General features: G+C 50.7%; 28 protein-coding genes and 1 tRNA gene. 12 read left to right on the plus strand and 17 right to left on the minus strand.

Going from position 1 to position 25499, the window contains the following annotated elements:
• Nucleotides 1–63 precede the first annotated feature (63 nt).
• Both DFR47_RS15790 and DFR47_RS15795 read right to left on the minus strand, forming a co-directional pair.
• Nucleotides 64–228: a DUF1328 domain-containing protein gene (locus tag DFR47_RS15790; protein ID WP_113945367.1), complete on the minus strand. Its 165-nt coding sequence runs from the start codon at nucleotides 226–228 to the stop codon at nucleotides 64–66.
• Between the two features lie 126 nt (nucleotides 229–354).
• On the minus strand, nucleotides 355–1149 hold the full coding sequence (locus DFR47_RS15795) for a response regulator (protein ID WP_113945423.1): 795 nt from the start codon (nucleotides 1147–1149) through the stop codon (nucleotides 355–357).
• 212 nt (nucleotides 1150–1361) lie between these two features.
• Here DFR47_RS15795 and DFR47_RS22280 point away from each other — a divergent pair, with 212 nt between their 5' ends.
• From DFR47_RS22280 to DFR47_RS15810, 3 genes are read left to right on the plus strand one after another with little or no spacing between them, the layout of a single operon-like run.
• Entirely contained in the window at nucleotides 1362–1619 is a 258-nt protein-coding gene (locus tag DFR47_RS22280) for a NepR family anti-sigma factor (protein ID WP_342633977.1), read from the plus strand.
• Between the two features lie 5 nt (nucleotides 1620–1624).
• Nucleotides 1625–2173: an RNA polymerase sigma factor gene (locus DFR47_RS15805; RefSeq protein ID WP_113945368.1), complete on the plus strand. Its 549-nt coding sequence runs from the start codon at nucleotides 1625–1627 to the stop codon at nucleotides 2171–2173.
• A 16-nt stretch (nucleotides 2174–2189) separates the two neighbouring features.
• Nucleotides 2190–3113: a diacylglycerol/lipid kinase family protein gene (locus DFR47_RS15810; RefSeq protein ID WP_113945369.1), complete on the plus strand. Its 924-nt coding sequence runs from the start codon at nucleotides 2190–2192 to the stop codon at nucleotides 3111–3113.
• A gap of 148 nt (nucleotides 3114–3261) precedes the next feature.
• Here DFR47_RS15810 and DFR47_RS15815 read toward each other — a convergent pair whose 3' ends face one another.
• The 4 genes from DFR47_RS15815 to DFR47_RS21815 all read right to left on the minus strand — a co-directional run bounded on the left by DFR47_RS15815 (nucleotide 3262) and on the right by DFR47_RS21815 (nucleotide 4762).
• Complete coding sequence (locus DFR47_RS15815; protein ID WP_113945370.1) at nucleotides 3262–3498, minus strand: ANIS5 family metal-binding protein; 237 nt, start codon at nucleotides 3496–3498, stop codon at nucleotides 3262–3264.
• A 59-nt stretch (nucleotides 3499–3557) separates the two neighbouring features.
• Complete coding sequence (locus tag DFR47_RS15820; protein WP_113945371.1) at nucleotides 3558–4019, minus strand: phage holin family protein; 462 nt, start codon at nucleotides 4017–4019, stop codon at nucleotides 3558–3560.
• Between the two features lies 1 nt (nucleotide 4020).
• The gene (locus DFR47_RS15825; protein ID WP_113945372.1) at nucleotides 4021–4350 is read right to left on the minus strand and encodes an ElaB/YgaM/YqjD family protein; all 330 of its coding nucleotides are present in this window, start codon (nucleotides 4348–4350) and stop codon (nucleotides 4021–4023) included.
• A 253-nt stretch (nucleotides 4351–4603) separates the two neighbouring features.
• Nucleotides 4604–4762, minus strand: a complete 159-nt coding sequence (locus DFR47_RS21815; RefSeq protein WP_170137517.1) for a hypothetical protein — start codon at nucleotides 4760–4762, stop codon at nucleotides 4604–4606.
• A gap of 593 nt (nucleotides 4763–5355) precedes the next feature.
• On the opposite strand from DFR47_RS21815, the gene exbB reads away from it, so the two are divergent.
• From exbB to DFR47_RS15840, 3 genes are read left to right on the plus strand one after another with little or no spacing between them, the layout of a single operon-like run.
• Entirely contained in the window at nucleotides 5356–6456 is a 1101-nt protein-coding gene (exbB, locus tag DFR47_RS15830) for a tonB-system energizer ExbB (RefSeq protein ID WP_113945425.1), read from the plus strand.
• A gap of 5 nt (nucleotides 6457–6461) precedes the next feature.
• Nucleotides 6462–6944, plus strand: a complete 483-nt coding sequence (exbD, locus tag DFR47_RS15835; RefSeq protein WP_113945373.1) for a TonB system transport protein ExbD — start codon at nucleotides 6462–6464, stop codon at nucleotides 6942–6944.
• Nucleotides 6945–6986: 42 nt separating this feature from the next.
• The gene (locus DFR47_RS15840; RefSeq protein WP_374788405.1) at nucleotides 6987–7874 is read left to right on the plus strand and encodes an energy transducer TonB; all 888 of its coding nucleotides are present in this window, start codon (nucleotides 6987–6989) and stop codon (nucleotides 7872–7874) included.
• Nucleotides 7875–7982: 108 nt separating this feature from the next.
• Here the strand turns inward: DFR47_RS15840 and dut are convergent, their stop codons facing one another.
• Both dut and DFR47_RS15850 read right to left on the minus strand, forming a co-directional pair.
• A complete protein-coding gene (gene dut, locus DFR47_RS15845; RefSeq protein ID WP_113945375.1) occupies nucleotides 7983–8465 on the minus strand; it encodes a dUTP diphosphatase in 483 nt (160 codons plus the stop codon).
• 244 nt (nucleotides 8466–8709) lie between these two features.
• Entirely contained in the window at nucleotides 8710–9174 is a 465-nt protein-coding gene (locus DFR47_RS15850; protein ID WP_113945426.1) for an Lrp/AsnC family transcriptional regulator, read from the minus strand.
• A 127-nt stretch (nucleotides 9175–9301) separates the two neighbouring features.
• On the opposite strand from DFR47_RS15850, the gene DFR47_RS15855 reads away from it, so the two are divergent.
• Entirely contained in the window at nucleotides 9302–9520 is a 219-nt protein-coding gene (locus DFR47_RS15855; protein ID WP_113945376.1) for a DUF6356 family protein, read from the plus strand.
• Between the two features lie 96 nt (nucleotides 9521–9616).
• Complete coding sequence (locus tag DFR47_RS15860) at nucleotides 9617–10441, plus strand: class II glutamine amidotransferase (protein ID WP_113945377.1); 825 nt, start codon at nucleotides 9617–9619, stop codon at nucleotides 10439–10441.
• A 6-nt stretch (nucleotides 10442–10447) separates the two neighbouring features.
• On the opposite strand, the gene mbfA is transcribed toward DFR47_RS15860, so the two are convergent.
• The 3 genes from mbfA to DFR47_RS15875 form a co-directional block, all read right to left on the minus strand.
• Nucleotides 10448–11431, minus strand: a complete 984-nt coding sequence (gene mbfA, locus DFR47_RS15865; RefSeq protein ID WP_113945378.1) for an iron exporter MbfA — start codon at nucleotides 11429–11431, stop codon at nucleotides 10448–10450.
• Between the two features lie 84 nt (nucleotides 11432–11515).
• Entirely contained in the window at nucleotides 11516–12013 is a 498-nt protein-coding gene (locus tag DFR47_RS15870) for a GNAT family N-acetyltransferase (RefSeq protein WP_113945379.1), read from the minus strand.
• 139 nt (nucleotides 12014–12152) lie between these two features.
• A complete protein-coding gene (locus DFR47_RS15875; protein ID WP_113945380.1) occupies nucleotides 12153–14342 on the minus strand; it encodes a malate synthase G in 2190 nt (729 codons plus the stop codon).
• A gap of 507 nt (nucleotides 14343–14849) precedes the next feature.
• Between DFR47_RS15875 and DFR47_RS15880 the strand changes: the two genes are divergently transcribed.
• The gene (locus DFR47_RS15880; RefSeq protein ID WP_113945381.1) at nucleotides 14850–15407 is read left to right on the plus strand and encodes an HNH endonuclease; all 558 of its coding nucleotides are present in this window, start codon (nucleotides 14850–14852) and stop codon (nucleotides 15405–15407) included.
• Between the two features lie 28 nt (nucleotides 15408–15435).
• On the opposite strand, the gene DFR47_RS15885 is transcribed toward DFR47_RS15880, so the two are convergent.
• Together DFR47_RS15885 and DFR47_RS15890 are read right to left on the minus strand one after the other, a co-directional pair.
• Entirely contained in the window at nucleotides 15436–15963 is a 528-nt protein-coding gene (locus DFR47_RS15885; RefSeq protein ID WP_281011650.1) for a disulfide bond formation protein B, read from the minus strand.
• 83 nt (nucleotides 15964–16046) lie between these two features.
• On the minus strand, nucleotides 16047–16637 hold the full coding sequence (locus DFR47_RS15890; RefSeq protein WP_113945383.1) for a YqaA family protein: 591 nt from the start codon (nucleotides 16635–16637) through the stop codon (nucleotides 16047–16049).
• Between the two features lie 284 nt (nucleotides 16638–16921).
• On the opposite strand from DFR47_RS15890, the gene DFR47_RS15895 reads away from it, so the two are divergent.
• Both DFR47_RS15895 and DFR47_RS15900 read left to right on the plus strand, forming a co-directional pair.
• Nucleotides 16922–17006: transfer RNA gene (locus tag DFR47_RS15895), tRNA-Leu, on the plus strand.
• Nucleotides 17007–17122: 116 nt separating this feature from the next.
• Nucleotides 17123–17902 (plus strand): glycosyltransferase family 25 protein, encoded by a 780-nt coding sequence (locus DFR47_RS15900; protein WP_170137518.1) that lies wholly within the window; start codon nucleotides 17123–17125, stop codon nucleotides 17900–17902.
• 23 nt (nucleotides 17903–17925) lie between these two features.
• Here the strand turns inward: DFR47_RS15900 and DFR47_RS15905 are convergent, their stop codons facing one another.
• Nucleotides 17926–18813 carry a LysR family transcriptional regulator gene (locus DFR47_RS15905; protein ID WP_113945385.1) on the minus strand — a complete coding sequence of 296 codons (888 nt, stop codon included), beginning with the start codon at nucleotides 18811–18813 and terminating at the stop codon, nucleotides 17926–17928.
• Nucleotides 18814–18935: 122 nt separating this feature from the next.
• On the opposite strand from DFR47_RS15905, the gene DFR47_RS15910 reads away from it, so the two are divergent.
• The gene (locus DFR47_RS15910) at nucleotides 18936–19787 is read left to right on the plus strand and encodes an EamA family transporter (RefSeq protein WP_210207322.1); all 852 of its coding nucleotides are present in this window, start codon (nucleotides 18936–18938) and stop codon (nucleotides 19785–19787) included.
• A gap of 7 nt (nucleotides 19788–19794) precedes the next feature.
• Here DFR47_RS15910 and DFR47_RS15915 read toward each other — a convergent pair whose 3' ends face one another.
• From DFR47_RS15915 to secA, 3 genes are all read right to left on the minus strand, one after another.
• A complete protein-coding gene (locus DFR47_RS15915; RefSeq protein ID WP_113945387.1) occupies nucleotides 19795–20907 on the minus strand; it encodes a GNAT family N-acetyltransferase in 1113 nt (370 codons plus the stop codon).
• A 9-nt stretch (nucleotides 20908–20916) separates the two neighbouring features.
• On the minus strand, nucleotides 20917–22329 hold the full coding sequence (locus DFR47_RS15920; RefSeq protein WP_245416592.1) for an oligosaccharide flippase family protein: 1413 nt from the start codon (nucleotides 22327–22329) through the stop codon (nucleotides 20917–20919).
• Between the two features lie 199 nt (nucleotides 22330–22528).
• The gene (gene secA, locus DFR47_RS15925) at nucleotides 22529–25249 is read right to left on the minus strand and encodes a preprotein translocase subunit SecA (RefSeq protein WP_113945388.1); all 2721 of its coding nucleotides are present in this window, start codon (nucleotides 25247–25249) and stop codon (nucleotides 22529–22531) included.
• Nucleotides 25250–25499 lie beyond the last annotated feature (250 nt).

Consider the following 25499-nt stretch of genomic DNA (forward strand, 5'->3'; position numbering starts at 1 on the left):
GAAGACAGACACGGGACGCAGCGCCGGCGTCCCGATTGGCTTATTAAGTTGAATGTGTCTCATTTATGCTTTCCTGATGAAACCGGCGATCAACGACAAGAGCAGCAAGCCAAGGAAGATATAGAACAGGATTTGCGCAATACCAGCCGATGCACCGGCAATTCCGCCGAAACCGAGCGCACCGGCGATAATGGCCACGATCAGAAAGACAACTGCATAATACAACATGATAACCTCCTCATTTTCAGATTGTGTTTTGTGGAAACAAAACCGGATATATTCAGGTTATTGCATGTTATAGAAACGTATCGTGGCGCGTTTAGTTCCTGTCATTGCGCATTTATGGCGATCTTTTTATGCGTGCGCGGGTGCACTTTCCTCAAAAAACAGCGCCTGACTGATCAGAGCCTTGACCATGTCCGGATTGAACGGTTTGGTGACGAGGAAAGTCGGTTCTGATCTTTCGCCTGTGAGCAGACGCTCCGGAAATGCCGTGATAAAGATCACCGGAATAGCATCGGTTTTCAGGATATCATTGACCGCATCAATACCGGAGCTACCGTCTGCGAGCTGAATATCCGCCAAAACCATGGCCGGTTTTTCTGCATTATAAAGCGTCAGAGCTTCCTGATGCGTGCGGGCAATGCCGACAACCTCATGCCCCAGTGTTTCCACCATCTGCTCAATATCCATGGCGATCAGTGGTTCATCTTCAATAATCATAATGCGGGTGGCGACATGGCGGGAAATCTGCTCGGAGGCTTCCGAGAGCAGGGCAGAGAAGCCTGCTTCATCTTCCTGCAGGATTTCTGCGGCTTCTTTATCGTTGAAGCCTTCGACAGAAACCAGAAGGAAAGCCTGACGTGAACGTGGTGTCAGCATAGCCAGATTTTGCGATGCGCGCTTTTCCCATGGGTGTTGCTGGCCATGATCCGGTATTTCAATGGTCGTGCGGTCGAAAATACTGGAATAAAGCCGGTAGAGCGCTATCTTATCAGATGAACTGTCCGGAAAGACTGAAATGTCATCAATAAGCGCTTCAAGGATTGCTGCAACATATGCATCTCCTGCTGATTGTGAGCCGGTAACGGCACGTGAGAAACGGCGGAGGTAAGGCAGATGCGGTGCAATACGCGTAGACAATGACATTGAATGCTCCATTTATATCGGCAGTCAGCAGACTGCCTGTTTATGGTTCTAACGGCTGACTATAAAAATTGTTCCTGCGTTTGGGAACTATTTATTCACCCCTGCATTATGACTTGGATATGGCATCTCAATCGGCTGAATTTCGGAAACCGTAAAAATGCTTTGATCTGAGCCCCTGTGAAAGTCAGGGCAATAACCGGAATACGACTGAGATGACCAATAAGAACAAAACGCTTCAGGACCAAGATAACGCTATGACCTCATTTTCGCGCGAGGATTACGCGCAAAACAGCCAGCATTCGGGCAGTTCAAATAAGGGGGATGAACTGGGCGCAAATTCGGAGATCGGTACAAAACTCCGTGCGCTTTATTCCAGTATTCAGGACGAGACGATTCCTGACCGTTTTCTTGATCTTTTGGAGAAACTTGATCAGGCCGAACGTAAATCTGCTTCTCATTCAAGGAATTAAGAGGAATGGCGGAGGAGAGAGACGAATTCAAGCGGCTGATGCTTGCAGCCTTACCGGGCCTGCGAGCCTTTGCCGTGTCGCTGTCAGGTCAGCAGGATAAAGCTGATGATCTGGTGCAGGATACGATTATGAAAGCCTGGGGCAAACGTGACAGCTTTGAGATGGGCACCAATATCAAAGCCTGGCTGTTTACGATTTTGCGTAATGAATTTTACAGTCAGATGCGCAAGCGCGGCCGTGAGATACAGGATTCTGACGGTTTTTATACAGAGCGTCTGGCAGTGCATCCGTCTCAATATGGTTCGCTGGACTTGCAAGATTTCCGCAAAGCTTTGAATGAGCTGCCGGATGATCAGCGTGAAGCCATTATTCTGATCGGCGCTTCCGGCTTTTCCTATGAGGAAGCGGCAGAAATTTGTGAGTGCGCTGTCGGCACAATCAAAAGCCGTGTCAGCCGTGCGCGTGTCCGCTTGCAGGAACTACTCGATATTAAAGGCAATTCTGATTACGGGCCGGACGAAGCGTCATCACAAGTGACAATGCGCTCTTTTTAAGCGGAGTTCAGACTATTTGAAGATAATCGCAGTGCTGAATGGTGAAAGCGGTACTTTGCGCACGCTGGATATCGCGGCGTTTATCGCAGATGCGAAAGCTGCATTCACCGCAGAGGGTCATGAGTTACACTGCGACGTCACCGACGGGGAGCATATTCTTAGCGTTCTCGAAGCGGCCGCGCAAAACCCTGATTATGATGTTTTGCTGGCCGGTGGCGGTGATGGTACAATCTCTGCAGCAGCTGCACTGGCATGGCACAATGATAAAATATTAGGCGTCTTGCCCGCAGGGACAATGAACCTGTTCGCACGCTCCCTGAATATGCCGCAAAATATCAGTGTCAGTATTCACGCTTTGGTACGTGCCACTGTTCAGGCGGTTGATATCGGTACCTGTAACGGACAGGTCTTTGTGCATCAGGTGGCGATTGGCTTGCATCCGCTGCTTATCCGTATTCGCGAGAAATATAATTATTCTTCCCGCTTCGGTAAAATCTGGGCGAATTTTCGCGCTATGGTGCAATTGATCAGGCATGTGCCCCGCGTAAAGACGGAGGCCGTTATTGACGGCCGCACAATCAAAGGCGTGTATTCCGCTCTGGCGATTTCCAATAACCCCTATGGCGACGGCGTTTTGCCGGTTGCACCGGATGTACAGACAGGGCGGCTGGGGTTTTATCTGGCGAAGCCCTTGCCGGTGAGCGGAATGATCCGGTTGTTCTGGGATATTCTGCGCGGCAAGTGGCGCAGTAATCTCGCGATCGCGGAAGATCATGCCCGTTCTGTGCAGCTAAAAACTGTGACGCATAAAACACATCAATATATGTCTGTTGACGGGGAATTGCTGCCTTTGCCCGCTACTCTGGAAATACAAATCCATCCGGCTGCACTGAAGGTGCTGATGCCGGAAGATGTGGGGCAGATGCTTAAAGATCTCTGAAAAAAACACCGCGCAGAAATATCTGCGCGGTGTTTTAGAGCGTTTCACAGTCAAGTTGGATCAACTTGGACAACCCGGGATAATGCGACAATTAAAAAATTTGAGACGCGAGCGCAGTGGGTACGATTAAACGCGATACGCTCTGGTCTTATAGCGTAGCCGCGCCGGTATCGTCAGAGCTGGCGCCGAGCTTTTCCAGAGCAAGCTCGATTTCTCGCAAATCTTTATTCAGCCCGTCATCGGGATCCATGCCGCCTTCAGTCGCCGCACGCTGAATATCACGCGCGTCTTCCTGAAGTTTCATAAGCGCATCGATTTTGTCTTGCCTGGTCTGAGACGTATTTTTGAGGATGTCGTCAAGCTGAGCTTTTGTTGAGCTGGTCATTGATGGTCTCCTTAGGGTTGTGGCTGAGCTGAACTCTGCGGAGGGGAGGCGGGCAGTGTTTAGCTGCCCTGATCCTTCTTCGGGGGGCTATCGGTTTTTTTATCCTTTGACAGCAGGCTGACTGCAAGCAATCCGGCAACCGGCAATGCTAAAGTCAGAAGCGGCTTTTTAAGCAGTGTCGGCACAGCTGCAACGGCAGCGGCTGTCAGAGCCGCATTCGTGTCGATGGCAGCGCGTCGCTCTTCAAGCCGGCGCTTTTCTGCATTATCCATGACGCGGTTGATGATAAAGGCAAGGATGGCCAGTACCACACAACCGGCAGTAATGATTAGTGCCGCGATAATCAGGCCGAAATGCATCATCAGTGCGAAAAACAATGCCATTAACAGGAAGAATGTGCCTGTGAGCAGGGCAACCGCCATAATCGTATAAAGTATGGCGCTGCGCTTGGCGCGCTGTGTTGCCGCTTGCACTTCGCTGCCGATAATAGCTGAGATAACCGGTGTGAAGAGTTTCAGCATGTTAGCGCCGTGTCAGAGCAGCGACGAGATAGCCGAAGGCTGCAGCCAGTGCGAGCGATGTCACCGGACGCTCCTGCACATAATCTGTAACCTGCTGTTCAACCGAGCAGGCGCTGCTTTTGAGTGAGTTCAAAGCATCTTCGCCCTGTTCATAAGCATCATTATAGGCATCGGATGCGTCTTGTCTGACCTGATTGATCTTACGTGATCCCATATCTGTCAGTGTGGCGGCAATCGCAGCAATATCTTCTTTAAGCTGGGCAATCTGCGCCTGCAATTCTGCAGTGCTTTCGTCCTGAACGTCATTTACGATTTTAGTTTCACGAGCCATTGATGCCTCCGGTAAATGGAATGAGCAAATTATCGGGTTTCGTTTGAATTCAAGAATATAACGTAGCTTTAAGCTAATGGTTCCACGGTTTCATTGCCAGAGGGCTTCCGGAAAACAGTTGCCCGCCAAGACTATAATCGGCAATCAGGGTTAATTGCGTTTTTGTGATGCAAAATTCAGAGCATAATAAAACAGCAGCCCGCACGCTAAGCGCAGACTGCCGCTAAATGGGAGAGTTGTGAGAAATAGAGTGTCAGGCAATCATCAAAATGAGAGCCGCAATAAACAGGCATGCGGCGGTCACATAAAAACCGGTGCGTAAAACTGCGGTTTCCTGCCGTTCCGGTTCAAAAGAACCTGCCATTGCAGTGCGGGCGGCAGCTTCAATGGTCTGCATATCTTTGTGCATCATCTACTGTCTCCGTAATCATTATGACATTGTCAGAAGTCTATAATGGTATGCACCACCATATACGGCTTTAATGCGACAGCTATATGATTGTTCCTTGGCGCGATCTTAATATTTGACGATACAGAGCCGGATATGCAAACCTGTATATAATTGTCATGTTATGGATTGGCGATTGCGGCTATAATCTTATCTGCGACAGCGACTCACCAAAGCTGCGGATCGGAAAAAGCAGCTTACCGGCACAGGAAAATGTTTTTTCGTATAAAATAATTCCTTTGTTTTAGTGAATAAGTTCCCGATTTGGGGCAAATAACAGCAGAATGACGGGTTTTTATAAAACATGACTTGCGGCGTCATGTTTGATGGTTGTATTGCAGGTACTGAAAAGGCAGTTGCCGGATTGTTTCAGTAAAACCGTGTAAGCGCGGAGCAGGCTTGTCCTGCATAAGCTGAGAATCTTAAAGGCCGGACTGTCCCTGATAATGAAATGCAGTGAGGTCTAAGCGGTGGTTAAGACGGTGTCCAAGGCAGCAACATCATTCAAGGCAGGATTGTCAGTATTTGTTCTCACGGCCTGTCTGGCGGGCGGGAATATGCTGAGTTCTGCAGTACCGGCTATGGCACAGGAAGCGCAACCGCAGCAATCCGCCCCGCAAGCCCAGCAGGAAACACCGGCCGTTGCTACACCGGCACCGGTTGCACCATCTGCAACAACACCTTCTACTACTGAACCGGCTGCAATGCAGCCGTCATCCGGTGCGACTGCGCCGGTACAGCCATCACCGAGCCAGAGCGCAGGCGAGCAGGGAACTCCGGCTACACAACCGGTGCAAACTGCACCGGAAGGTCAGACAACAGGTGCTGCTGCACCGAACACACCGGCCAATAATCCGGCTCAGCCTGAAGCAACCACACCGGTACGCACTGCGGATAATGGCTTGCAGATCCCGCATGATCTTTCCCCTTGGGGTATGTTCATGGCCGCGGACTGGGTTGTGAAGGCTGTGATGATCGGTCTGGCCATTGCCTCTCTGGCAACATGGACAGTGTGGTTGGCCAAAACTCTTGAAATTGCCGGTGCACGCAGCCGTGCGCGTCGCGCCCTGAAAGAAGTATCCCACGCAGAAAATCTGGCGTCTGCAGTACAGGCTCTGGAAAAGACCCGTGGCCCTGGTGCGCATCTCGTTCGTGCTGCACAGGAAGAGGTTTCGCAATCCGCATCGGCCGCTGCTTTTGTCGGCGGTGAAGGTCTGAAAGAGCGTGTTGCATCACGACTCAGCCGTATTGAAGCCGGTGCTGGTCGCCGTCTTGCTAAAGGCACCGGTATTCTCGCAACCATCGGTTCTGTAGCGCCGTTTGTCGGTCTGTTCGGTACTGTATGGGGAATTATGAACTCCTTTATTGGTATTTCCGAAGCGCAGACTACCAATCTGGCCGTTGTGGCGCCGGGTATTGCGGAAGCCCTGCTGGCCACCGCGATCGGTCTGGTTGCAGCTATTCCTGCGGTTATTATTTATAATATTTTCGCCCGTTCGGTCACATCCTACCGTCATCTGCTGGCCGATGTCGGCGCTGGTGTTGAGCGTCTGGTTAGCCGTGATCTGGATATTCGTGCAGCCCGTGAAATTGTGCAGAAACAAGCAGCCCGTGTTAATCCGGCGCAGTCTGCACCAGTGGCAAAAGCAGCGGAGTAAGCGATATGGGCAGCCGTTTGCGTGAAGATGCCGGTGACGAACTGCAGGAAAGCCATGAAATCAACGTGACGCCGTTTATCGACGTGATGTTGGTGCTTCTGATTATCTTCATGGTGGCAGCACCTCTGGCAACCGTTGATATTAATGTTGACCTGCCTGCTGCCAGTGCAACACCGCAGCCACGTCCTGATAAGCCGGTTTATCTGACCCTGAAAGATGATCTCAGCATCAGCCTTGGCAATGATGCTGTGCCCCGCGATGCTTTGGCTGTTTCGCTGGATCGTTTGTCAGAAGGCAATAAAGAGACCCGCATTTTCCTGCGCGCGGACAAGATGGTCGGTTATGGCGAGCTGATGAATGTCATGAATCTGCTGCGTGAAGCAGGCTATCTGAAAATCGCGCTGGTTGGTCTCGAAACACTTGGCGCAACGGACGGCACTGCCACGCCTGTGACAGCACCGCCTGCCGGACAGAGCGCAGGGGAGTGAGACGTGAAGGAATTGCCGATCGATCACCCGCCGGTGAAGGGAATGAAAAACGGATCGACTGTTGAACAGTCCGGCGGTGCCTGGAAAGACATGACACGCTGGCTTGGTGCCGGTGCGATTGTTTTGATGGCGCATGCGGCAGGGGCTTATGCTTTGCATGCGTCTGTTCCGGAACTGGTGCCGGATGGTGAGCCGCCGGCGGCAATTATGATGGAGCTTGATCCGGTAGCTCAGGCACCGGAAGTGGAAGAAGATTCTGTTGCACCATCTGCGGAAGCCTCACAAAATCCTGATGAAGCCGAAGTTGAACCGGAGCAGCCGGTTGAGCAGGTCGAGGAAGTGACACCTGAGGAGCCTGTTGAGGAACAGCAGGAAGTTGCTGAAGCCGAGCCGGTGGAAGAAGTGACACCGGAAGTGCCGGAAGCACCAAAACCTGAAGTGGTTCTGCCGAAGAAGGTTGAAAAGCCGAAAAAGGTAGAGAAAAAAGAACCAAAACCTGAGAAGCCGAAGGAAAAGCCAAAACCTAAGGAAAAGGCTAAGAAAACACAGAAGGCCGAGCAAACACAGGCTGCTTCTGCACCGCAGATCAATGCGCAGAATTCCTCACGTGTTGCAGCCAATGCCAATCGTCAGAGCTCGGCATCTGCCGGCGTCAGCTCTGCTAAATGGCAGTCGAAGCTTTATGCGCATCTTAATCGTAAGAAGCGCTCTGCCCAGCGCGCTATCGGACGGAATAACAAGGGTATTGTTAATCTGACCTTTGTGATTGATCCGGCAGGCAATGTACTGTCAGCCCGTGCAAATTCCGGTAATCCGGTCATGGATCAGGCTGTTGTGGAAATGGTGAAAAAGGCTTCGCCGGTTCCTGCACCGCCACCGGCTATTGCAGAGGCACGCAAGTCTATTAGTGTTCCGATTAAATTCGACTGATGCTAGAGCGACCTTTGTGTGCCATGTCTGGCACACGGCGCTTTAAGATGTAAAAAAGCCCCGCATGATCATCATGCGGGGCTTTTTTAATTCTGTTTTACAGAGGGCTTATTTTTGGCCGGTTGAACCAAAGCCACCGGCACCGCGTACGGTTTCGCTGACCTGATCGCGTTCTTCGACTTCAACCTGTGTCACCGGCGCGATAACAGCCTGCGCAATGCGCATGCCGCGCTCAATGCGGAAATCATCATCGCCGAGATTGATCAGCAGCACTTTGACCTCACCGCGGTAATCGCTGTCGATTGTACCCGGTGTATTGAGGCAGGTAATGCCGTTTTTGAAAGCAAGGCCGGAACGTGGACGGATCTGCGCTTCGTAACCTTCTTCCAGTTCAAAAATCAGGCCGGTTGGCACCAGAGTACGACGACCCGGCAGCAGAACGATCTGGCGGTCTTCCGGCACGGCTGCACGTAAATCCATGCCAGCGGAACCCGAGGTTTCATAGGCTGGCAGATCCAGACCTTCAGCATGTTCAAGACGCACAATTCCGAGCTTCGGACGGCGGGAAGATGAAGAGGAATTGGCAGTCATGATAAACCCTTTTCAGCAATATATGATTTAAAATGAGCACTAAACATATTGGGACGCTTTTTGAAAGAGAGCAGTCCGCGTCAAAGGAATTTAATTGTTCAGATCATCATTCTGAAAAATCACTAGAGCATGTCTGGCTCAAATGTATTCATTTAGCGTTTGTGAACATGCGACACTTAAAAGAATTGAGACGCGAGCGCAGTGGGTACGATTAAACGCAACACGCTCTAGAGTGCTGAAAACCTCAAAATAGCGGGATTTCCGTACTGTCTTTAATCTCTTCCATTACAAAAGAAGCCGAGACATCGGATAGCGGTACGCGGGTGATCAGCTTCTGATAAAGCCGGTCATAGGCTTTCATATCTTCAATTCGGGCGCGTATAATATAATCGAGATCACCGCTCATCCGATAGACCCCGACAACCTCCGTCAGGGAGGTGACAGCTGCACGGAATTGCTCCAGCCATTTCGGATCGTGGTTGCTGGTGCGCACCAGCATGAAGACAGTGAGGCCAAGGCCGAGCTTATCAGCATCCACAAGCGCGACGCGGGCTTTGAGGATCCCGTCATCCTCCAGACGCTTTACCCGTCGCCAGCAGGAATTACGCGACAGATGAATGCGCGCTGAAAGAGCATCAACAGAGAGTGTGGCATCTTTCTGCAGTTCCTGAAGAATGCGGCGGTCAATTTCATCTATATTTTGGCTCATCATGGGATAATTGTCCCGTAAAATTCCAATATCAAGAATATTTTGAGATAAAGTGCACAAAAAGCGGTGTTATTCTTTTTGACAGGTGCAGATGACTGCATTTTAAAAATCATAACGGGGAAATATTATGCAAACCAGAATCTCCCGCCTGTTTACTGACCATCCCGCATCGGTGGATGAGACTTATTTCCAGCATATGGCTTTTGCGGGCAAGTTTGCGCTCATGCTTTTTGCAGCCGCATTGGCTGCAATGATCCATGCAATTTTGCCATTTTTGTTTGAAAAGACTGCCAGCACGATTGTCGGTAAGCTCTATGCGAAAACGCATAAGCGCGGCACAGAGTAGTCAATTATTAACCATATCGGGTGGAAGATCATCTTTGTGAGCGGCAGGAATGCTCTGCCGGTTATGATTTTTCACTGACCTGTCAGAGTGTCGTTCATGTGTCGCTGGGCTGCGTATTTCGGATCAGATCTGTATCTTGAGGATATTATCACTTCGCCTTGCCATTCGCTGATAGCGCAGAGCCATCACGCGCATGAGGCGAAAACCGCGACCAATGGCGATGGCTTTGGCGTGGCATGGTATGGTACGCGGGATGAACCGGGGCTGTATCGCGATCTGCTGCCCGCATGGTCTGACCAGAATTTGCGCAGTCTTGCACGCCAGATTAATTCACGGTTGTTTCTCGCTCATGTGCGTGCCTCCACAGGCGGAGAGACCAGCCGCACCAATTGCCATCCGTTTGTGTATCAGCGCTGGAGCTTTATGCATAACGGCCAGATCGGCAGTTTTGACCGGTTGCGCCGCCCGCTGGAAAGCCTGCTGCCGGATGCGTTATACAGCCATAAATCCGGTTCAACGGATTCAGAATTATTCTTTTTGCTAATGCTGCATTTCGGGCTGGATGATGATCCGCGCCATGCTCTGATGCGCACGGTTGAAACAATTTATGAAGCGGCGGATGCGGCGAAAGTACCGCCGTTTATCCGGTTGACCGCAGCGTTTTCTGACGGACAGTCGCTCTATTCTGTGCGCTATGCCAGCGATATTTATGCGCCGACGCTCTATACAGCTAAAATGGCATCTGCCTCAGGGATTTGTGTTGTATCCGAGCCGCTGGATGGTGTGGCTGAAAACTGGATGGCAGTACCGCGCAATAGTTTTGTGACGATTGATAAGCCAACCCATATTTGCATCGAGCCGTTTATGGATGATCAGTCTGTGGTTAAACCTGCCCCAACGCTGGCAGTTGTGGCAGGCTAATACCGATCAGGCATTACCGATCAGAATACCGGCTGCGAGCACCAATGCGCCGCCGAGAACGACCTGAAATGCTGCGCGCATGAACGGCGTTTCCATAAAGCGGTTCTGAATATAAGCAATCGCCCAGAGTTCGATGAACACGATGATGACGGCAATGCCGGTCGCTGTCCAGAAATCGGAGATCAGGTAAGGCAGGGCATGACCAAGGCCGCCAAGCGTGGTCATAATACCGCTGGCAAGACCTCGCTTGACCGGTGAGCCACGGCCTGAGAGCTTGCCGTCATCATGGGCAGCTTCTGTGAAGCCCATAGAAATACCGGCACCCACGGAAGCCGAAAGACCGACAAGAAATGTCTGCCATGTATCTTGGGTGGCAAAGGCGGCGGCAAAAATCGGTGCCAGCGTGGAGACTGAACCATCCATCAGTCCGGCGAGACCTGGCTGAATATAGGTCAGGATCAGCTGTTTACGCTCACCGGCACGTTCTTCATCCTGAACATTATCCGGTGTCAGCTTCTCCTCCAGATGATGGGCACGCTGTTCATGGTGCTTTTCTTCCAACGCCAGATCGCCCAGCAATTTACGGGTTGGTGCATCGGAAACACGTTTGGCGGCTTGTTCATAGAAGCGCGCCGCCTGTTCCTCCATCTGCGCTGCCATATTGCGCACTTTGTCGATACCGAGCGGGCGCACCAGCCAGTCGGGTTTGCGTTCATAATAACCGCGCACATGCTCGCGGCGGATCAGCGGAATATTGTCACCAAAACGCTGCTGGTGCAGTTCAATCAGGCGCGCACGGTGGTTATGTTCCTCTTCGGCCATCGCCTCAAAGATTTTCGCTGATTGCGGGTAAGCCTCGCGCAATCCGTCTGCATAGCTGAGATAGATGCGGGCATCGTCTTCTTCAGAGGAGATGGCCAGCGCCAATATTTCCTGCTCTGAGAGACTGTCAAAAGACCGGCGCGATGAAGAGAAGAGGGAAGAGAACATGAGAGTTCCTTTTTAGAATTACTCTAAACTGAATAATTTAGAATAATTCTAAAATCAAGTGATTTGTGCTTACGTGATATTCGCTTATTTTGTGAGAATACGCTGCATCAGCACCAGATCAAGCCAGCGGTCAAATTTGCGACCAACCTGTGGGAGCAGTCCTGTTTGGATGAAACCATGCTTTTCATGCAAGCGCAGCGATGCTGTATTCTGCGCTTCAATCGCACCCAGCAATACATGAATATTATTGGCGGCAGCATGCTCCAGCAAAGCCCGCATCAACTGGTCACCGGCTCCTTTGCCGCGGGCATGGCCTGCGATGTAGATCGATAATTCTGCTGTGTGTTTATAACATTCGAAAGCACGGAAGGCACCATAGCTGGCATAGCCGAGAAGCTGATCATCTTCGGTCAGAACCAGTACCGGAAAACCGGAATTTTGGCGTGACAACAGCCAATCCGCACGGTTTTTCAGGTCAACCGGCTGGCTGATAAAAACTGCCGTCGTATTGGCAATTGCATCATTATAAATATCAAGAATTGCAGGCAGATGGGGCGTGTCGGCGTGCTGTATGCTCAGCATGATCTGCTTTCATAAAAAATGGCGGACAAGAAAATCTTATCCGCCACTTTTATGCCGCTTATGAAAAGCGTCAAGAATTTATTTGCTGTTACTTATTGTTGGCAGCATTGTGGCTGTGCATTATCGTGGCCATCAAGCGTTACGCTTGATTACGAGATGCTTTGAACTGCAAGCGGCGGGCATGAAGAACCGGCTCGGTATAACCATTTGGTTGTTCACGACCTTTAAATACCAGCTCACAGGCAGCCTGAAATGCAATAGATGCATTGAAGTCTTTTGCCATTGGCAAATAGGCTGCATCATCCGCATTCTGGGCATCTACAACCGCGGCCATGCGTTTCATGGTTTCCATCACCTGCGCTTCGCTGACAATGCCATGATGCAGCCAGTTAGCGATGTGCTGGGCGGAGATACGCAGGGTTGCGCGATCTTCCATCAGGCCGACATTGTTGATGTCCGGCACTTTGGAGCAGCCAACGCCCTGATCAATCCAGCGCACCACATAGCCCAGAATACCCTGCGCATTATTATCGATCTCTGCCTGTACGTCTGCTGGTGCCCAATTGGTGTCACGGGCGACAGGAACTGTCAGGATATCTTCAAGCTTGGCTTTTGTGCGCGATTTGAGCTGGTTTTGAACCGCAGCCACATCGATCTTATGGTAATGGGTAGCATGAAGCGTTGCGGCTGTTGGTGAAGGCACCCATGCGGTATTGGCACCGGCTTTCGGATGGGCGATTTTCTGTTCGAGCATTGCAGCCATCAAATCCGGCATGGCCCACATGCCCTTACCGATCTGTGCATGGCCGGTCAGGCCACAGGCAAGGCCGGTATCCACGTTCCAGTTTTCATAGGCCGCAATCCATGCAGCCTGTTTCATATCGCCTTTACGGATAACAGGGCCTGCTTCCATCGAGGTGTGAATTTCATCACCGGTGCGATCAAGGAAGCCGGTATTGATGAAGAAGACACGTTCTTTGGCTGCGCGGATGGCTTCTTTGAGGTTCACCGTCATGCGGCGTTCTTCATCCATAATACCCATTTTCAGCGTATTGGTTTTTAAGCCGGCCAATGCTTCAGCACGGGCGAAAATATCAGAAGCAAAAGCAACTTCTTCCGGACCATGCATTTTCGGTTTTACAATATAGACCGAGCCGGTGCGGGAGTTGAGATGTGTGCCTTTGAGCTTGCCATCCTGTGTGCCGATATCGTGCAGGGCGATAACAGCGGTGAAGGCTGCATCGAGAATACCTTCCGGAATCTCATTGCCTTCGCTGTCCAGAATAGCCGGATTGGTCATCAGGTGGCCGACATTGCGGATCAGCAGAATTGAGCGGCCAGGTAAGGTGAGGGCAGAGCCATCCGCTGCGGTATAGCTGCGGTCCGCATTGAGTTTGCGGGTGATGGTTTTGCCACCCTTGTCAAAACTCTCTGACAGGGTACCTTTGAACAGGCCGAGAATATTGCGGTAAGCGAGAACCTTATCGGCTGCGTCAACAGCAGCAACAGAATCTTCACAATCCTGAATGGTGCTGAGGGCAGATTCCAGTGTGATGTCAGCAATATGTGCCGGATCGTTTTTACCGATGACATGGTTTGCATCGCAACGGATCTCGATATGCAGGCCGTTGTTTTTTAAAAGCACGAGGGTAGGCGCAGATGTATCACCCTGATAACCAGCAAAGCTCTGGCCGTCTTTCAGGCTGGCAGATTTGCCATTGCTGAGGGATAGTGTGAGCTGGCCACCGGCAATTTTGAAACCGGTAACGTCATTCCAGTGACCTTCTGTCAGCGGGGTTGCTTCATCAAGGAACGCTTTAGCCCAGGCGATAACTTTTTCGCCGCGAACCGGATTGTATGCTTTGCCTTTTTCTGCACCATTGTCTTCGCTGATCGCATCGGTGCCATAAAGTGCGTCATAGAGCGAGCCCCAGCGCGCATTGGCAGCATTCAGAGCATAACGGGCATTCATCACCGGAACAACGAGCTGCGGGCCTGCAAGGCTGGTAATTTCAGAATCAACATTGGCCGTTGAAACCTGAAAATCTTCTCCTTCCGGCATGAGATAGCCGATTTCGCGCAAATAGGCCTGATAATCTGCCATCGAGTAATTGCGGTTGGCTTTGTACCACGCGTCGAGTTTAGCCTGCAGGTCATCACGCTTGGCAAGCAAAGCCTTGTTGTGCGGTGCAAGGTCTTTGACCATAGCGGCGAGACCGTTCCAGAAATCACCGGCAGCTATGCCTGTATCCGGCAGAACTTCCTTTTCAAGAAAACTGCTCAGTTCCTGATCAACCTGCAAACCTGCATGTTCAATACGACCACTCATCACTCGGCTCCCTGTCTGATTTCGGTGTTAACCGGCTTCTCTTTTGCAGCTTAGTCTGAAGCAGATGCAAAAGGGAAGCGCAGTTATGGCTTTGTTTTGTCAAAGCTGTCAAATTATGTTTACATAATTGTCTACAATATTGAAAGCGCATATTTGCATAAATGAGACATGAATGCATTTCGAGGTGGCAATGTTTGTGTTTTTGCGTTTTGAAAGCTGATTTGATTACATATTTATTTAAAACAGAGTGCGAATAGAAATTGACTGATAAACAGTCTGGCTTCACAATACTGACATGTCCTGCTTACATATTATGACCGGTAAAAGCATTCGTTTTTCACGTATCATTCTGTCAGGTACATTGAAGAGTGAAGCACCTCAGGAAATATAGCTGGCAGAGACGCAGTGAAATACATGCAGGGTGAACCGGAACGGTCACCTTTCTCTTGAAGCTGCATTCCGCAATCAGGCAACGACTGTTTGCGGAGTGTTCAAAGGAGGTGTTTCTTGAATATTGCAGCTTTTGCCGGCAAGTTGCCGGCATTGGTACTGAATGCGGATTTTCGCCCGCTCAGTTATTATCCTTTATCGCTGTGGTCGTGGCAGGATGCGATCAAAGCTGTGTTTCTCAATCGTGTAAATATTGTTGCGGAATATGATACGGAGGTCAGTTCTCCGAGCTTTGCAATGCGATTACCCAGCGTTATCAGTCTGAAAACCTATATAGCGCCGCCGACCTATCCGGCTTTCACCCGCTTTAATGTGTTCTTACGTGATCGCTTTGAGTGTCAGTATTGCGGTGCGCATCATGATCTGACTTTCGATCATGTGATACCGCGTTGCAGCGGTGGTGAGACGACGTGGGAAAATGTGGTGGCAGCCTGTTCGCCTTGTAATTTGCGCAAGGGCGGCATGATGCCGGCTAAAGCCCAAATGTGGCCGCGACAAAAACCCTATATGCCCAGTGTTTTTGATTTGCATAAGAATGGCAGGCGGTTTCCGCCAAACCATTTGCATGAAAGCTGGATGGATTATTTGTATTGGGATGTGGAACTGGAGCCGTAAACAACAGCTCCGGTTCTTTTTTATTGTCTTATTTGCGGGTTTTCAGCGAAGCGCCGTAAAAAGCGATAATGGCCAAAATCAGCGATGCAACACCGTTCCAGCCGGCAAAGGAAATGCCGAGGAAACGACCGGCAGCTACATCACAAGCTGCAGGCTTCACGGCATTGAGATCGCCGAGCAGATTGCCCGCGCTGGTGGTAATGGAAACCGCGCCTGTAGCGCAATCGGCAGGACCTGCCCAGAATTTCCATTCCACGCCTGAATGATAGACAGAAAGAATAAGGCCATAGGTCATCAGCAATCCGGCGACAAACAGGAAAAGGCGTGTGAGTTTTTCTGATTTGCCGAGTGCGGCCAGCAGAGCGCTGATGAGCATCAGAGGAACGCCGACATAATAGGGAATACGTTCTTCAAGGCATAGTTTGCACGGCAGATATCCGCCAATATACTGAAATGCTAGGGCTGTGCCCACAACACCGGCCATGCTAACCGCAAGAAAGCCTGAAACAAAGGTGTGTTGCTTGCGGATTTGAGAAGATGTACCGGCTGAAGACACGGGAAAATCCTTGTTACATAAATCAATTTGAAATCAGCACAGCCATGTTCATGTGGCATAAACATGGCTGATTTTGTGGTTTCTTATGCGTGAAGATATTTGACGACCATAAATAACAGAATCAAAATGACGGCAACGGTTGCTGCAATCAGGCCGAGGCGTTTTTCGATGAAGTTGCGGATCGGTTCGCCAAAACGCTGCAACAACCACGCCAACAAGAAAAAACGTGCGCCACGGGTGATGATGGCTGAGAGAATAAACAGCCAGATATTCACCCCTGCAGCACCGGACAGGATGGTGACAACTTTCATCGGCGGCAGGTGCGACAGGCCGGAGGTGATGAGCAGCAGCAGAATCATGTCTGCGCTGGTGCTGCCGCGCATGGCTTCAAAAGTATCAAGCTTGCCGTAAAAGTGCAGAACCGGTTTTGCAACAGCTTCATAGGCATAATGACCGATATACCAGCCGAGAATGCCGCCGAGCACCGACATTACAGTGGCAATTATCGCGTAATGCCAGACTTTTTTCGGACGGGCGATACCCATTGGCACAAACAGAACATCAGCCGGAATCAGAAAGACGGAGCTTTCAAGAAAAGCAATGACGGCCAGCCAGGCAGCCGCGGATTTGCGGGCTGCAAGGGAAATGGTCCAGTCATAGAGTTTGCGCAGCATGGGAATCTCTGTCGGTTATCAGCAGGGAGGGCACAGGCAACAGCCATGTGAAATTTTGCTGTCGTATGTAAAGCGAAAACCTGTGCAGGGCAATGCGCGATGACACTCTAAGCAATGCCTGAGGCCTCGGAAATTGCGGTCTGCTGCTGGTTGTTTTAACGCCTGAATGAATTTTGTTGAAATAATATTGAAACAAATGAGATTTCCCAGTTGACGACAGGGCTGTTCTCACTATATTTCGGCGCACCAGGGCAGCGCTTTGAATGCAAAGTGCCTGCAAATGTGCGGGTGTGGTGGAACTGGTAGACGCGCCGGACTCAAAATCCGGTTCCGAAAGGAGTGTCGGTTCGATTCCGACCACCCGCACCACTTTTATCTTTATACAATATAGATTTTATCTTTACTTCAAAGAGTGAACATTTCCCTTGAGGGAAGCAGAGTCTTCGCATGACGGTTGAATAATCTTCTGTATGGTGGATAGTATATTGAAAGCTTATCTGATTAATCTGGATCGCTCACAAGACCGTTTGCAGCGTATGTTTCAGCAGTTTGAGAAGGCTGGTCTGGCATTTGAGCGCGTTGCGGCAGTTGACGGTAAGGTTTTGAGTGACGATGAGGTTGCCAGAATTAAGCGTAATGCCGGTTGGAAAGAGCCGCTAACGCGTAGTGAGCTTGGTTGTTTTCTGAGCCATCGCAAATGTCTGGAGCAGATTGTTCAAAGTGGCGAGCAATATGGGGCTATTTTTGAAGATGATGTGCGATTTTCGGGCAATGCCAAACAATTCTTTCAATCGGATACATGGATTCCATCTGACGCGGATCTGATTAAACTGGAAACCCATGGTCGTAAGGTATTGATGGATAAACCTGTGACGATTGTTGCGGGGCAATATTCAATTGCGAGGCTTCGCAGCCAGAATATTTTATCTGCCGGTTATATTATTTCTGCGAAATGTGCGGCATCGCTGCTGGCGCGTATGAATGATGCCGCAGCACCGATGGATCATCTCTTATTTACACCTGCTTGTGGTTTCTTCAATGAAATGAAGCTTTATCAGGTTAGTCCCGTGATTTGTGATCAGGCCGGTCTTGAAAGCACATTAAGCGGTGAGCGGGCAAAAGAGCATCAAAGCCTGCCAGTCTGGAAGAAGGTCATCAGAGAAATTATCCGGCCTTTTTTGCGACTGAAAACAGCCATCTGGGGGATGTATATTAACAGGTTTACATCGCAGCGCTGGGGGCCGGTCGAGCCGTTGGTTGAATAAATCAGACTGGTAACAGGTGAAGTTTACATTTGTAACTTCTCGCTTAAAAAATCCAGAAAGACTCTGACCTTTGGTGCGAGATACTGGCGGGAGGGGTAGAAGGCATAGACACCTGTTTCTATCTGCTGCCAGTCGTCCAATGCCGTGACCAGTCTGCCTGCTGTAATATCCTGTTTTACGTAGCTTACGGGTATCAGGCTGAGACCGAAACCTGCGCATAAGGCATCTCGAACCGCAAAACTGGATGAGACCAGATAACGGCCGGTTACCGCAATGCGCTCGGTCTGTTCTCCTTTGCGAAACTCCCATTCATGAACATGATCAGACAGACTGTAGCGGATGCAGTTATGCTGCCGAAGATCAGCAGGTACCTGCGGTGTGCCATATGTCTCAAAATAGGATGGGGCAGCGCAGAGCACATGATGCAATGTACTGACTCTGCGGCTGATCAGACTTGAATTTTTTAAGCTGTCACTACCTTTAATGGCGATATCATAACCCTCCCGCACGATGTCGATCAGCCGGTCATCGAGATTGAGATCGAGTGTGATTTCAGGATATCGTTCCAGAAATTCCGGAATAAAACGCGACAGGCTGATAATAGTCATGGTCAGAGGTGCGGTGACACGCAGCAGGCCGGATGGCTGATTATGATGCGATGTTAATGAGCGGTCTGCTTCTTCAAGCTGATCGAGCACCGGTGTGACTTGTTGGAAATATAACGTGCCTGCTTCTGTAAGGCTCATGCGTCTGGTCGTGCGGTTGAACAACCGGACTTTCAGATGGGCTTCAAGCTCGCTGATACTTTTACCGACGGCCGCTGCCGTCAATCCGGTCGCGCGGGCAGTTTCTGCAAAGCTCCCCAATTCAACTGTCTTGCGAAACAGGCGTAATGCACTGAGCTGATCCATAAAGAATTGCCTGATTATAAACTTTTATTTGGTAATATATTGTCAATATCATGCATTATCATTGTTTGATATTGTAATTATGTTGTCCTGTACCGGCATTATGAAACGAGCGGAGACAGGACATGACATCTATGCGGACAGATTTGCTGCTGACAGCACTGGCACCGGCAATCTGGGGCAGTACCTATATTGTAACCACACAGATGTTGCCTGCAGACTATCCGATGACTGTGGCGATGCTGCGTGCGTTGCCTGCAGGATTATTGCTGTTATTCTTTGTCCGGCAATTACCGCACGGAATTTGGTGGCTGCGTGTGTTTATCCTCGGTGCACTGAATTTCTCGTTTTTCTGGGCGATGCTGTTTGTTGCCGCTTACCGGTTGCCAGGCGGCGTTGCCGCTACTGTAGGCTCTGTGCAGCCGTTGATCGTGGTTTTCCTCGCCAGTGCGGTGTTAGGCACCCGTTTGCGTGCCATGGCAGTGATCGCGGCACTGATGGGGATTGCCGGTGTAGCCTTACTGGTTCTCAAGCCAAATGGTGTGCTGGATCAGACAGGAGTTCTGGCTGCACTGGCCGGTGCTTTTTCGATGGCAGCAGGGACTGTGCTGAGCCGCTACTGGCAGCCGCCGGTTGCTCCGCTGACATTTACTGCATGGCAGCTGACAGCCGGTGGATTGTTGCTGGTGCCAGTCGCTTTTTGGTCGGAGCCTGCTTTGCCGCAACTGACCCTGACAAACTGGCTTGGCTTTATCTATCTCGGCCTGATCGGTGGTGCGCTGACCTATCTGCTCTGGTTCCGCGGACTGGCGCGTCTTGAACCTTCTGTTGCTGCATCCCTTGGTTTTCTGAGCCCGCTGACAGCCGTTATTCTTGGCTGGGCTTTGCTCAACCAGCAACTCAACGATCTGCAAATGGCGGGTATGCTGATCGTACTGATCAGTGTCTGGCTTGGTCAGCGGGTACAGACCCGCTGAGCAGCTTTTAACGTGCGGATGGTTTAAGACGCGCTTTGATGTTCCGCATCATCATGCGCAGCCTGTCGTAACGGTTCAGTTGGCGGGTGATCTGATTGACGGAAGACTGGCTCTGCTCCGTCAGTCCCAGAATGAGCGTGCCGAAGTTTGCACGCTCATGAAATAAGCGCGACATAACCGGATGATCGGGAATGGCACAGGAATCGGTGATACGCAGCACCGGATTGCTGAGGTGCTTTTTCAGCACCTCAATCATCAGTAAGACGCCCGGAGAATAGGCTCTCAGAGTCTCATCATAGGCCGTTTTCCATGTCCATGCCTGATCACCACTGATAAAGACGACAAGACTGGCGATGGTTTTATCATCGAGTTTCAAAGCATGGATCTGTACAAGCTGTTTGCTTGCGAAAGCGTGCACCGCTTGACGTGCAAAATCTGCATCCCGTTGTCTGGTCAGAAAAGCGGTACCGCCTGCACCTTTCCAGCCCGAGGCTTCTAAGGACAGAAAATCTTCAAGCGCCGGTATAATTGCAGCCTTATCCGTTGCAATCTGGTGTTCCAGTTTGCCGGTTTCCGACAGACGTCGCCAAAGTCTGCGATACTCGCGGTGATGATTTTTACCGATCGCATTGGTCAGATAGGTTTCGGCATTTGTGCCATTCAGGAGTACCGGACGCATCTGCTGACGGATGATCTGTAAAGGCAGGTTTTTACGCTGTGCCAGATCGCTCAGTGCTTGTGCAAAAACGCCATCAAGACTGATATCTGGAAGCACGAGTGTATCTGGCAGTCCATGCTCGGACAGTTCAGCCAAAGCTTTTTCCAGAGTGTCCGGCATTGTGCGAGCACTGATGAGCGGCGTGCCCTGTGTGGCGTATAGATTGCTCCAGCAATAAATCGTTTTACGCAAGCCCAGACCCGCTCTGGTGACCTGAAACGGCATCAGGAAGTCAGGTGCGGTGCTGCCCGTTGTGATCAGCCCGCAATTATCTGTTGCGAAATGCTCCAGTGCAGGACGCAGGAAATCGGGATGATTGAAGATGTTTTGCTCTGCCGGAGGGGCGACTTGCAGGGTTCTCAGATAGTCTATGGCTTCCGCTTTGCGATAAAGATGCAGCATGGTTAATCCTTATCCTGATGTTTTGGCAGAAGGTGCGAAAACAAACATTGTGATCCCGAGATATTTACGCACTGCATAGGAAAGTGCTGCGGCTTCTGTTGCCATGGCACAGACTGTTGCAATGGCCGCGCCGCTTAATCCCAATAGCGGGATCAGCGTCAGATTGAGACTGACATTCACAATCAGGGCTAAGGCGTAGAGCAAGGCGCATATATTTTGATTGCCGGACATGGAGAGCAGGCTTTCGCAAGGGCCGACGCTGGCACGGGCTATCACACCGAAGATCAAAATGAACAGCAGCGGATAGCCTTGTGTGAATTCATGGCCGAACAGCGCTAGTAACGGCCAGCCTCCTGCCAGCAGCAATAATCCGAGCAATAAGCTTGGCCAGAATGTCCAGCGGGCAGAATTGCGTGCAAAATTCTGAAAAGCTTCTTTGTCGCCGCTATGCAGTAATTGTGAATAACGCTGGGCGACACTGGATTTGACCGCAAAATAAACGAAATGTGCCAGTGCCAGTACTTTGGTGACGGCAAAATACAGAGCTACACTATTCGGCTCCATCATCCGGCCAACCATAAGCACATCAATATTGATGAGCAGAAAGAAAAAGCCTTCGATAAGGAAGATCGGCAGAGAGACCTTTATCCATTCCCGCAGATGGTAGTGTGAGGCACCTTTGGGCAGGACCTTGGATATGCGATTGCGTAAAAAAATCTGCTGTCCGATTACCGTGAAGCCTGTGCCGGCAAAGGCGGCAATCAGTGCTGTTGTGGCCCGGGCTTCCCAGCCGGTGAGCAGAAGCACAACAAAGATCAGCAGCATCATCAGTGGCCGCAAAACATAGCCGGGGCTGAGCGCAGACAGAATCCAGCCTTGTGAGCGGGCAGTGCCGTCTGAAATATTGCCAAGTGCAATGGCCGGAATACAAAATACGCCAATCAGGAAGGCCGGCCAGTAATAGGGCTCGAATTCTGCACTCAGAATTTTGAGCACTGCAATGGCGATCAGTGTAATTGCACTTGCACTGATAAGCGCAAAGACGGGGCCGGTACGCAAAATACCACGCGCATCATTGGTCTGATTTTTCTGTAAATATTGCGGTACATAGCGGATGATTGTGGTGTGAAAGCCAAAACAGGCAAGATCACCGAGGATCAGTGTCACTGTCCAGACAAGGACATAGATACCAAACTCAAAACTGCCCATCAGGCGGGCAAGCACGACCTGACTGAGCAAAGCCAGTGCTGCACCGGCAATGCGGATTGCAAAGGCAATCAGTGATGAGCGCTTGGCCTGTGCCTGTTCATCATCACCGGAGAATAAGCTCTCAGCACGCAGAAGAAACGGGCGCAATTGCTCTGCAAGTCTTGCAGGCAGTATTTTTTCAGCCAGTGATGTGATCTGAAATTTTGCAGGCAATGTCTCTCTCGGAAAAGCTTTGATATGCAGCTGTTGTTGCACAGAATAGTTTAAAAGTCAGTCTATGCGCTTATATCAAGGCGGCTCAAGATGCTGACGCATCACGCCTTGAAGAAGTTCAATCGCCACTCGGGCTTAACCAAAAGAAAACACCGCCTGTGATGAACAGGCGGTGTTTTTTATTCGTTGATCTTATCGTTTAAACGAAAGCGCCGTGGCAATGTTTGAACTTCTTGCCGGAGCCGCAAGGGCAGGCTTCGTTACGGGCAACACGTCCCCATGTGGACGGATCAGCCGGATCGCGGTTCTCAGGATCAACAAAGCGGTCACTGTCTGCAAGACGCGCACCGTCAGAACCTTCACCAAAATCATCTTCACCGGTGGTGCCGTCAATATGGTGACCGTGCATTTCCGGCAGTTCCGGCTGTGGTTCTTCACGCATGATTTCCACGCGCATCAGCTGCGATGTCACAACTTCACGCAGGTTGGAAAGCATGGCCTGAAACAGCTCAAAGCCTTCTGTCTTATATTCGTTCAGCGGATCACGCTGCGCATAGCCGCGGAAACCGACAACGGAGCGCAGATGGTCGAGATTGACCAGATGCTCGCGCCACAGATTGTCCAGCGACTGCAGAATAACGGATTTCTGCACATAGGCCATGATCTGCGGACCAAAGCGCTCAGCGCGTTCAGCAGCAGCCTTGTCGGCAGCTTCCTTGATACGCTCTTCGATCTGTTCTTCCGCAATACCTTCCTCGGCAGCCCACGCATCCACAGGCAGGTCAAGATTGAGGACTTTGATTACCTCTTCCTTGAGTTCCGGAATGCGCCACTGTTCTGCATAGGCATTTTCAGGAATATGCGCGCGAACCATATCCTCAATGACTTCATGACGCATTTCATCGACCGTTTCGGTCAGATCTTCAGCATCCATCATTTCCAGACGCTGGTCGAAGATCACCTTACGCTGATCATTCATCACGTCGTCATATTTGAGCAGGTTTTTGCGGATTTCAAAGTTGCGGGCTTCGACCTTTTTCTGAGCCTTTTCCAGCGCTTTGTTGATCCACGGATGCACAATGGCTTCGTCCTCTTTGAGGCCGAGCTTCTGCAACATGCTGTCCATGCGGTCAGAGCCGAAAATGCGCATCAGGTCATCCTGCAGCGACAGGAAGAATTTCGATTTGCCCGGATCGCCCTGACGACCGGAACGACCACGCAGCTGGTTGTCGATACGGCGGCTTTCGTGACGCTCTGTTGCCAGAACATAAAGACCACCGGCAGCCAGTGCCTGTTCTTTTTTCTTAGCGATATCGGCTTTCAGCTCTTTAATTTTGGCATCACGCTCAGGACCGGCAGGTACATCAGCCAGCTCTACTTGGATGCGCATTTCCAGATTGCCACCGAGCTGAATGTCAGTACCGCGACCGGCCATATTGGTTGCAATGGTAATTGCACCCGGCACACCGGCCTGCGCTACGATATAGGCTTCCTGCTCGTGATAACGGGCATTCAGAACCTGAATATCCTTCACGCCGTCTTTTTTCAGGCGTTCTGCGAGCAGTTCGGATTTTTCAATGGATGTTGTACCAACCAGAACCGGCTGACCCTTTTCATGGGCTTCACGGATATCGCGGATGATCGCTTTATATTTTTCATCAACCGTGCGGTAAACTTCGTCATCGGAGTCAATACGGGCAACCGGCAGATTGGTTGGAATAATCGCAACATCGAGGCCGTAAATATTACCGAATTCTTCCGCTTCCGTTGCCGCAGTACCGGTCATACCGGCCAGTTTGTTATACATACGGAAATAGTTCTGGAAGGTGATCGAAGCCAGTGTCTGATTTTCCGGCTGGATCGTTACTTTTTCTTTGGCTTCCAGCGCCTGATGCAGGCCTTCGGAATAACGGCGACCCGGCATCATACGGCCGGTAAATTCGTCGATGATGACCAGTTCGTCATTGCGGACGATATAGTCTTTGTCGAGCTGGAACAGCTTGTGCGCGCGCAAAGCATTGTTGAGGTGGTGAACAACAGCCACGTTCTCAACATCATACAGGCTTTCGCCTTTCAGATAGCCAGCAGCATCCAGCAGTTTTTCGATCTTTTCAGTACCGACTTCGGTGAAGATTGCAGTTTTCTGCTTCTCATCGACTTCGTAATCTTCCGCTACGAGCTGCGGAATAAAGGTGTCGATCAGCGAGTAGAATTCTGAACGGTCTTCCAACGGGCCGGAAATGATCAGCGGTGTACGGGCTTCGTCGATGAGGATCGAATCAACTTCGTCGACGATGGCGTAGTTATGTTCGCGCTGCACCATCTGGGCACGCTCATATTTCATATTATCGCGCAGATAATCGAAGCCGAGTTCGTTATTCGTTGCGTAGGTAATATCGCAGGCATAGGCCTCGCGGCGCTGATCGTCATCAAGACCATGAGCAATCACACCGACAGTCAGACCGAGGAAGTTGTACAGCACGCCCATGGTCTGCGCATCACGGGTGGCAAGATAGTCGTTGACGGTAACGACATGCACACCCTTGCCTTCGATCGCATTGAGGTAAACCGGCAGGGTCGCCATCAGGGTTTTGCCTTCACCGGTGCGCATTTCCGCGATGGAGCGGTCATGCAGCACCATGCCACCGATCAGCTGCACATCAAACGGGCGCATGCCGAGGGCGCGTTTTGCTGCTTCACGCACGGTCGCAAAAGCATCAGGAAGAATATCATCCAGCGTCTTGCCGTTTTTGAGCAAAGCGCGGAACTCATCAGTTTTCGCCTTCAGTTGATCATCGCTCAGAGCTTCATATTGTTTCTCAAGCGCAGTAATAGCTGCTGCGCGAGGACGAAGACCTTTGATGCGACGCTCATTGGATGAGCCGAAAATCATACGGGCGAGACCGCCAAAGCTGACCATTGCTGGTCCTTTCTTAAATCTTCAGCCAATTGTCGCCGCCTGAGCGGCGCTCTGACATCGGCTTTATTTGTTTATGCGAGACTTATGGCAAGAAAACACGCTGTCGAAAAGACATTTCGCGTAATTTCTCTCTGGCAGCTCTCTGGACGCAAAGCCGATGGACAGATAAGAGGGGTGGGCGGCGATGTCAATGATTTGACACTGGTGATAGGCCTCTGCGATGCGATTATATATGCATAATAAAGAGGAT

It is taken from the genome of Pseudochrobactrum asaccharolyticum (assembly GCF_003314995.1).
In the GTDB taxonomy this organism is placed as follows: Bacteria; Pseudomonadota; Alphaproteobacteria; order Rhizobiales; family Rhizobiaceae; genus Pseudochrobactrum; species Pseudochrobactrum asaccharolyticum.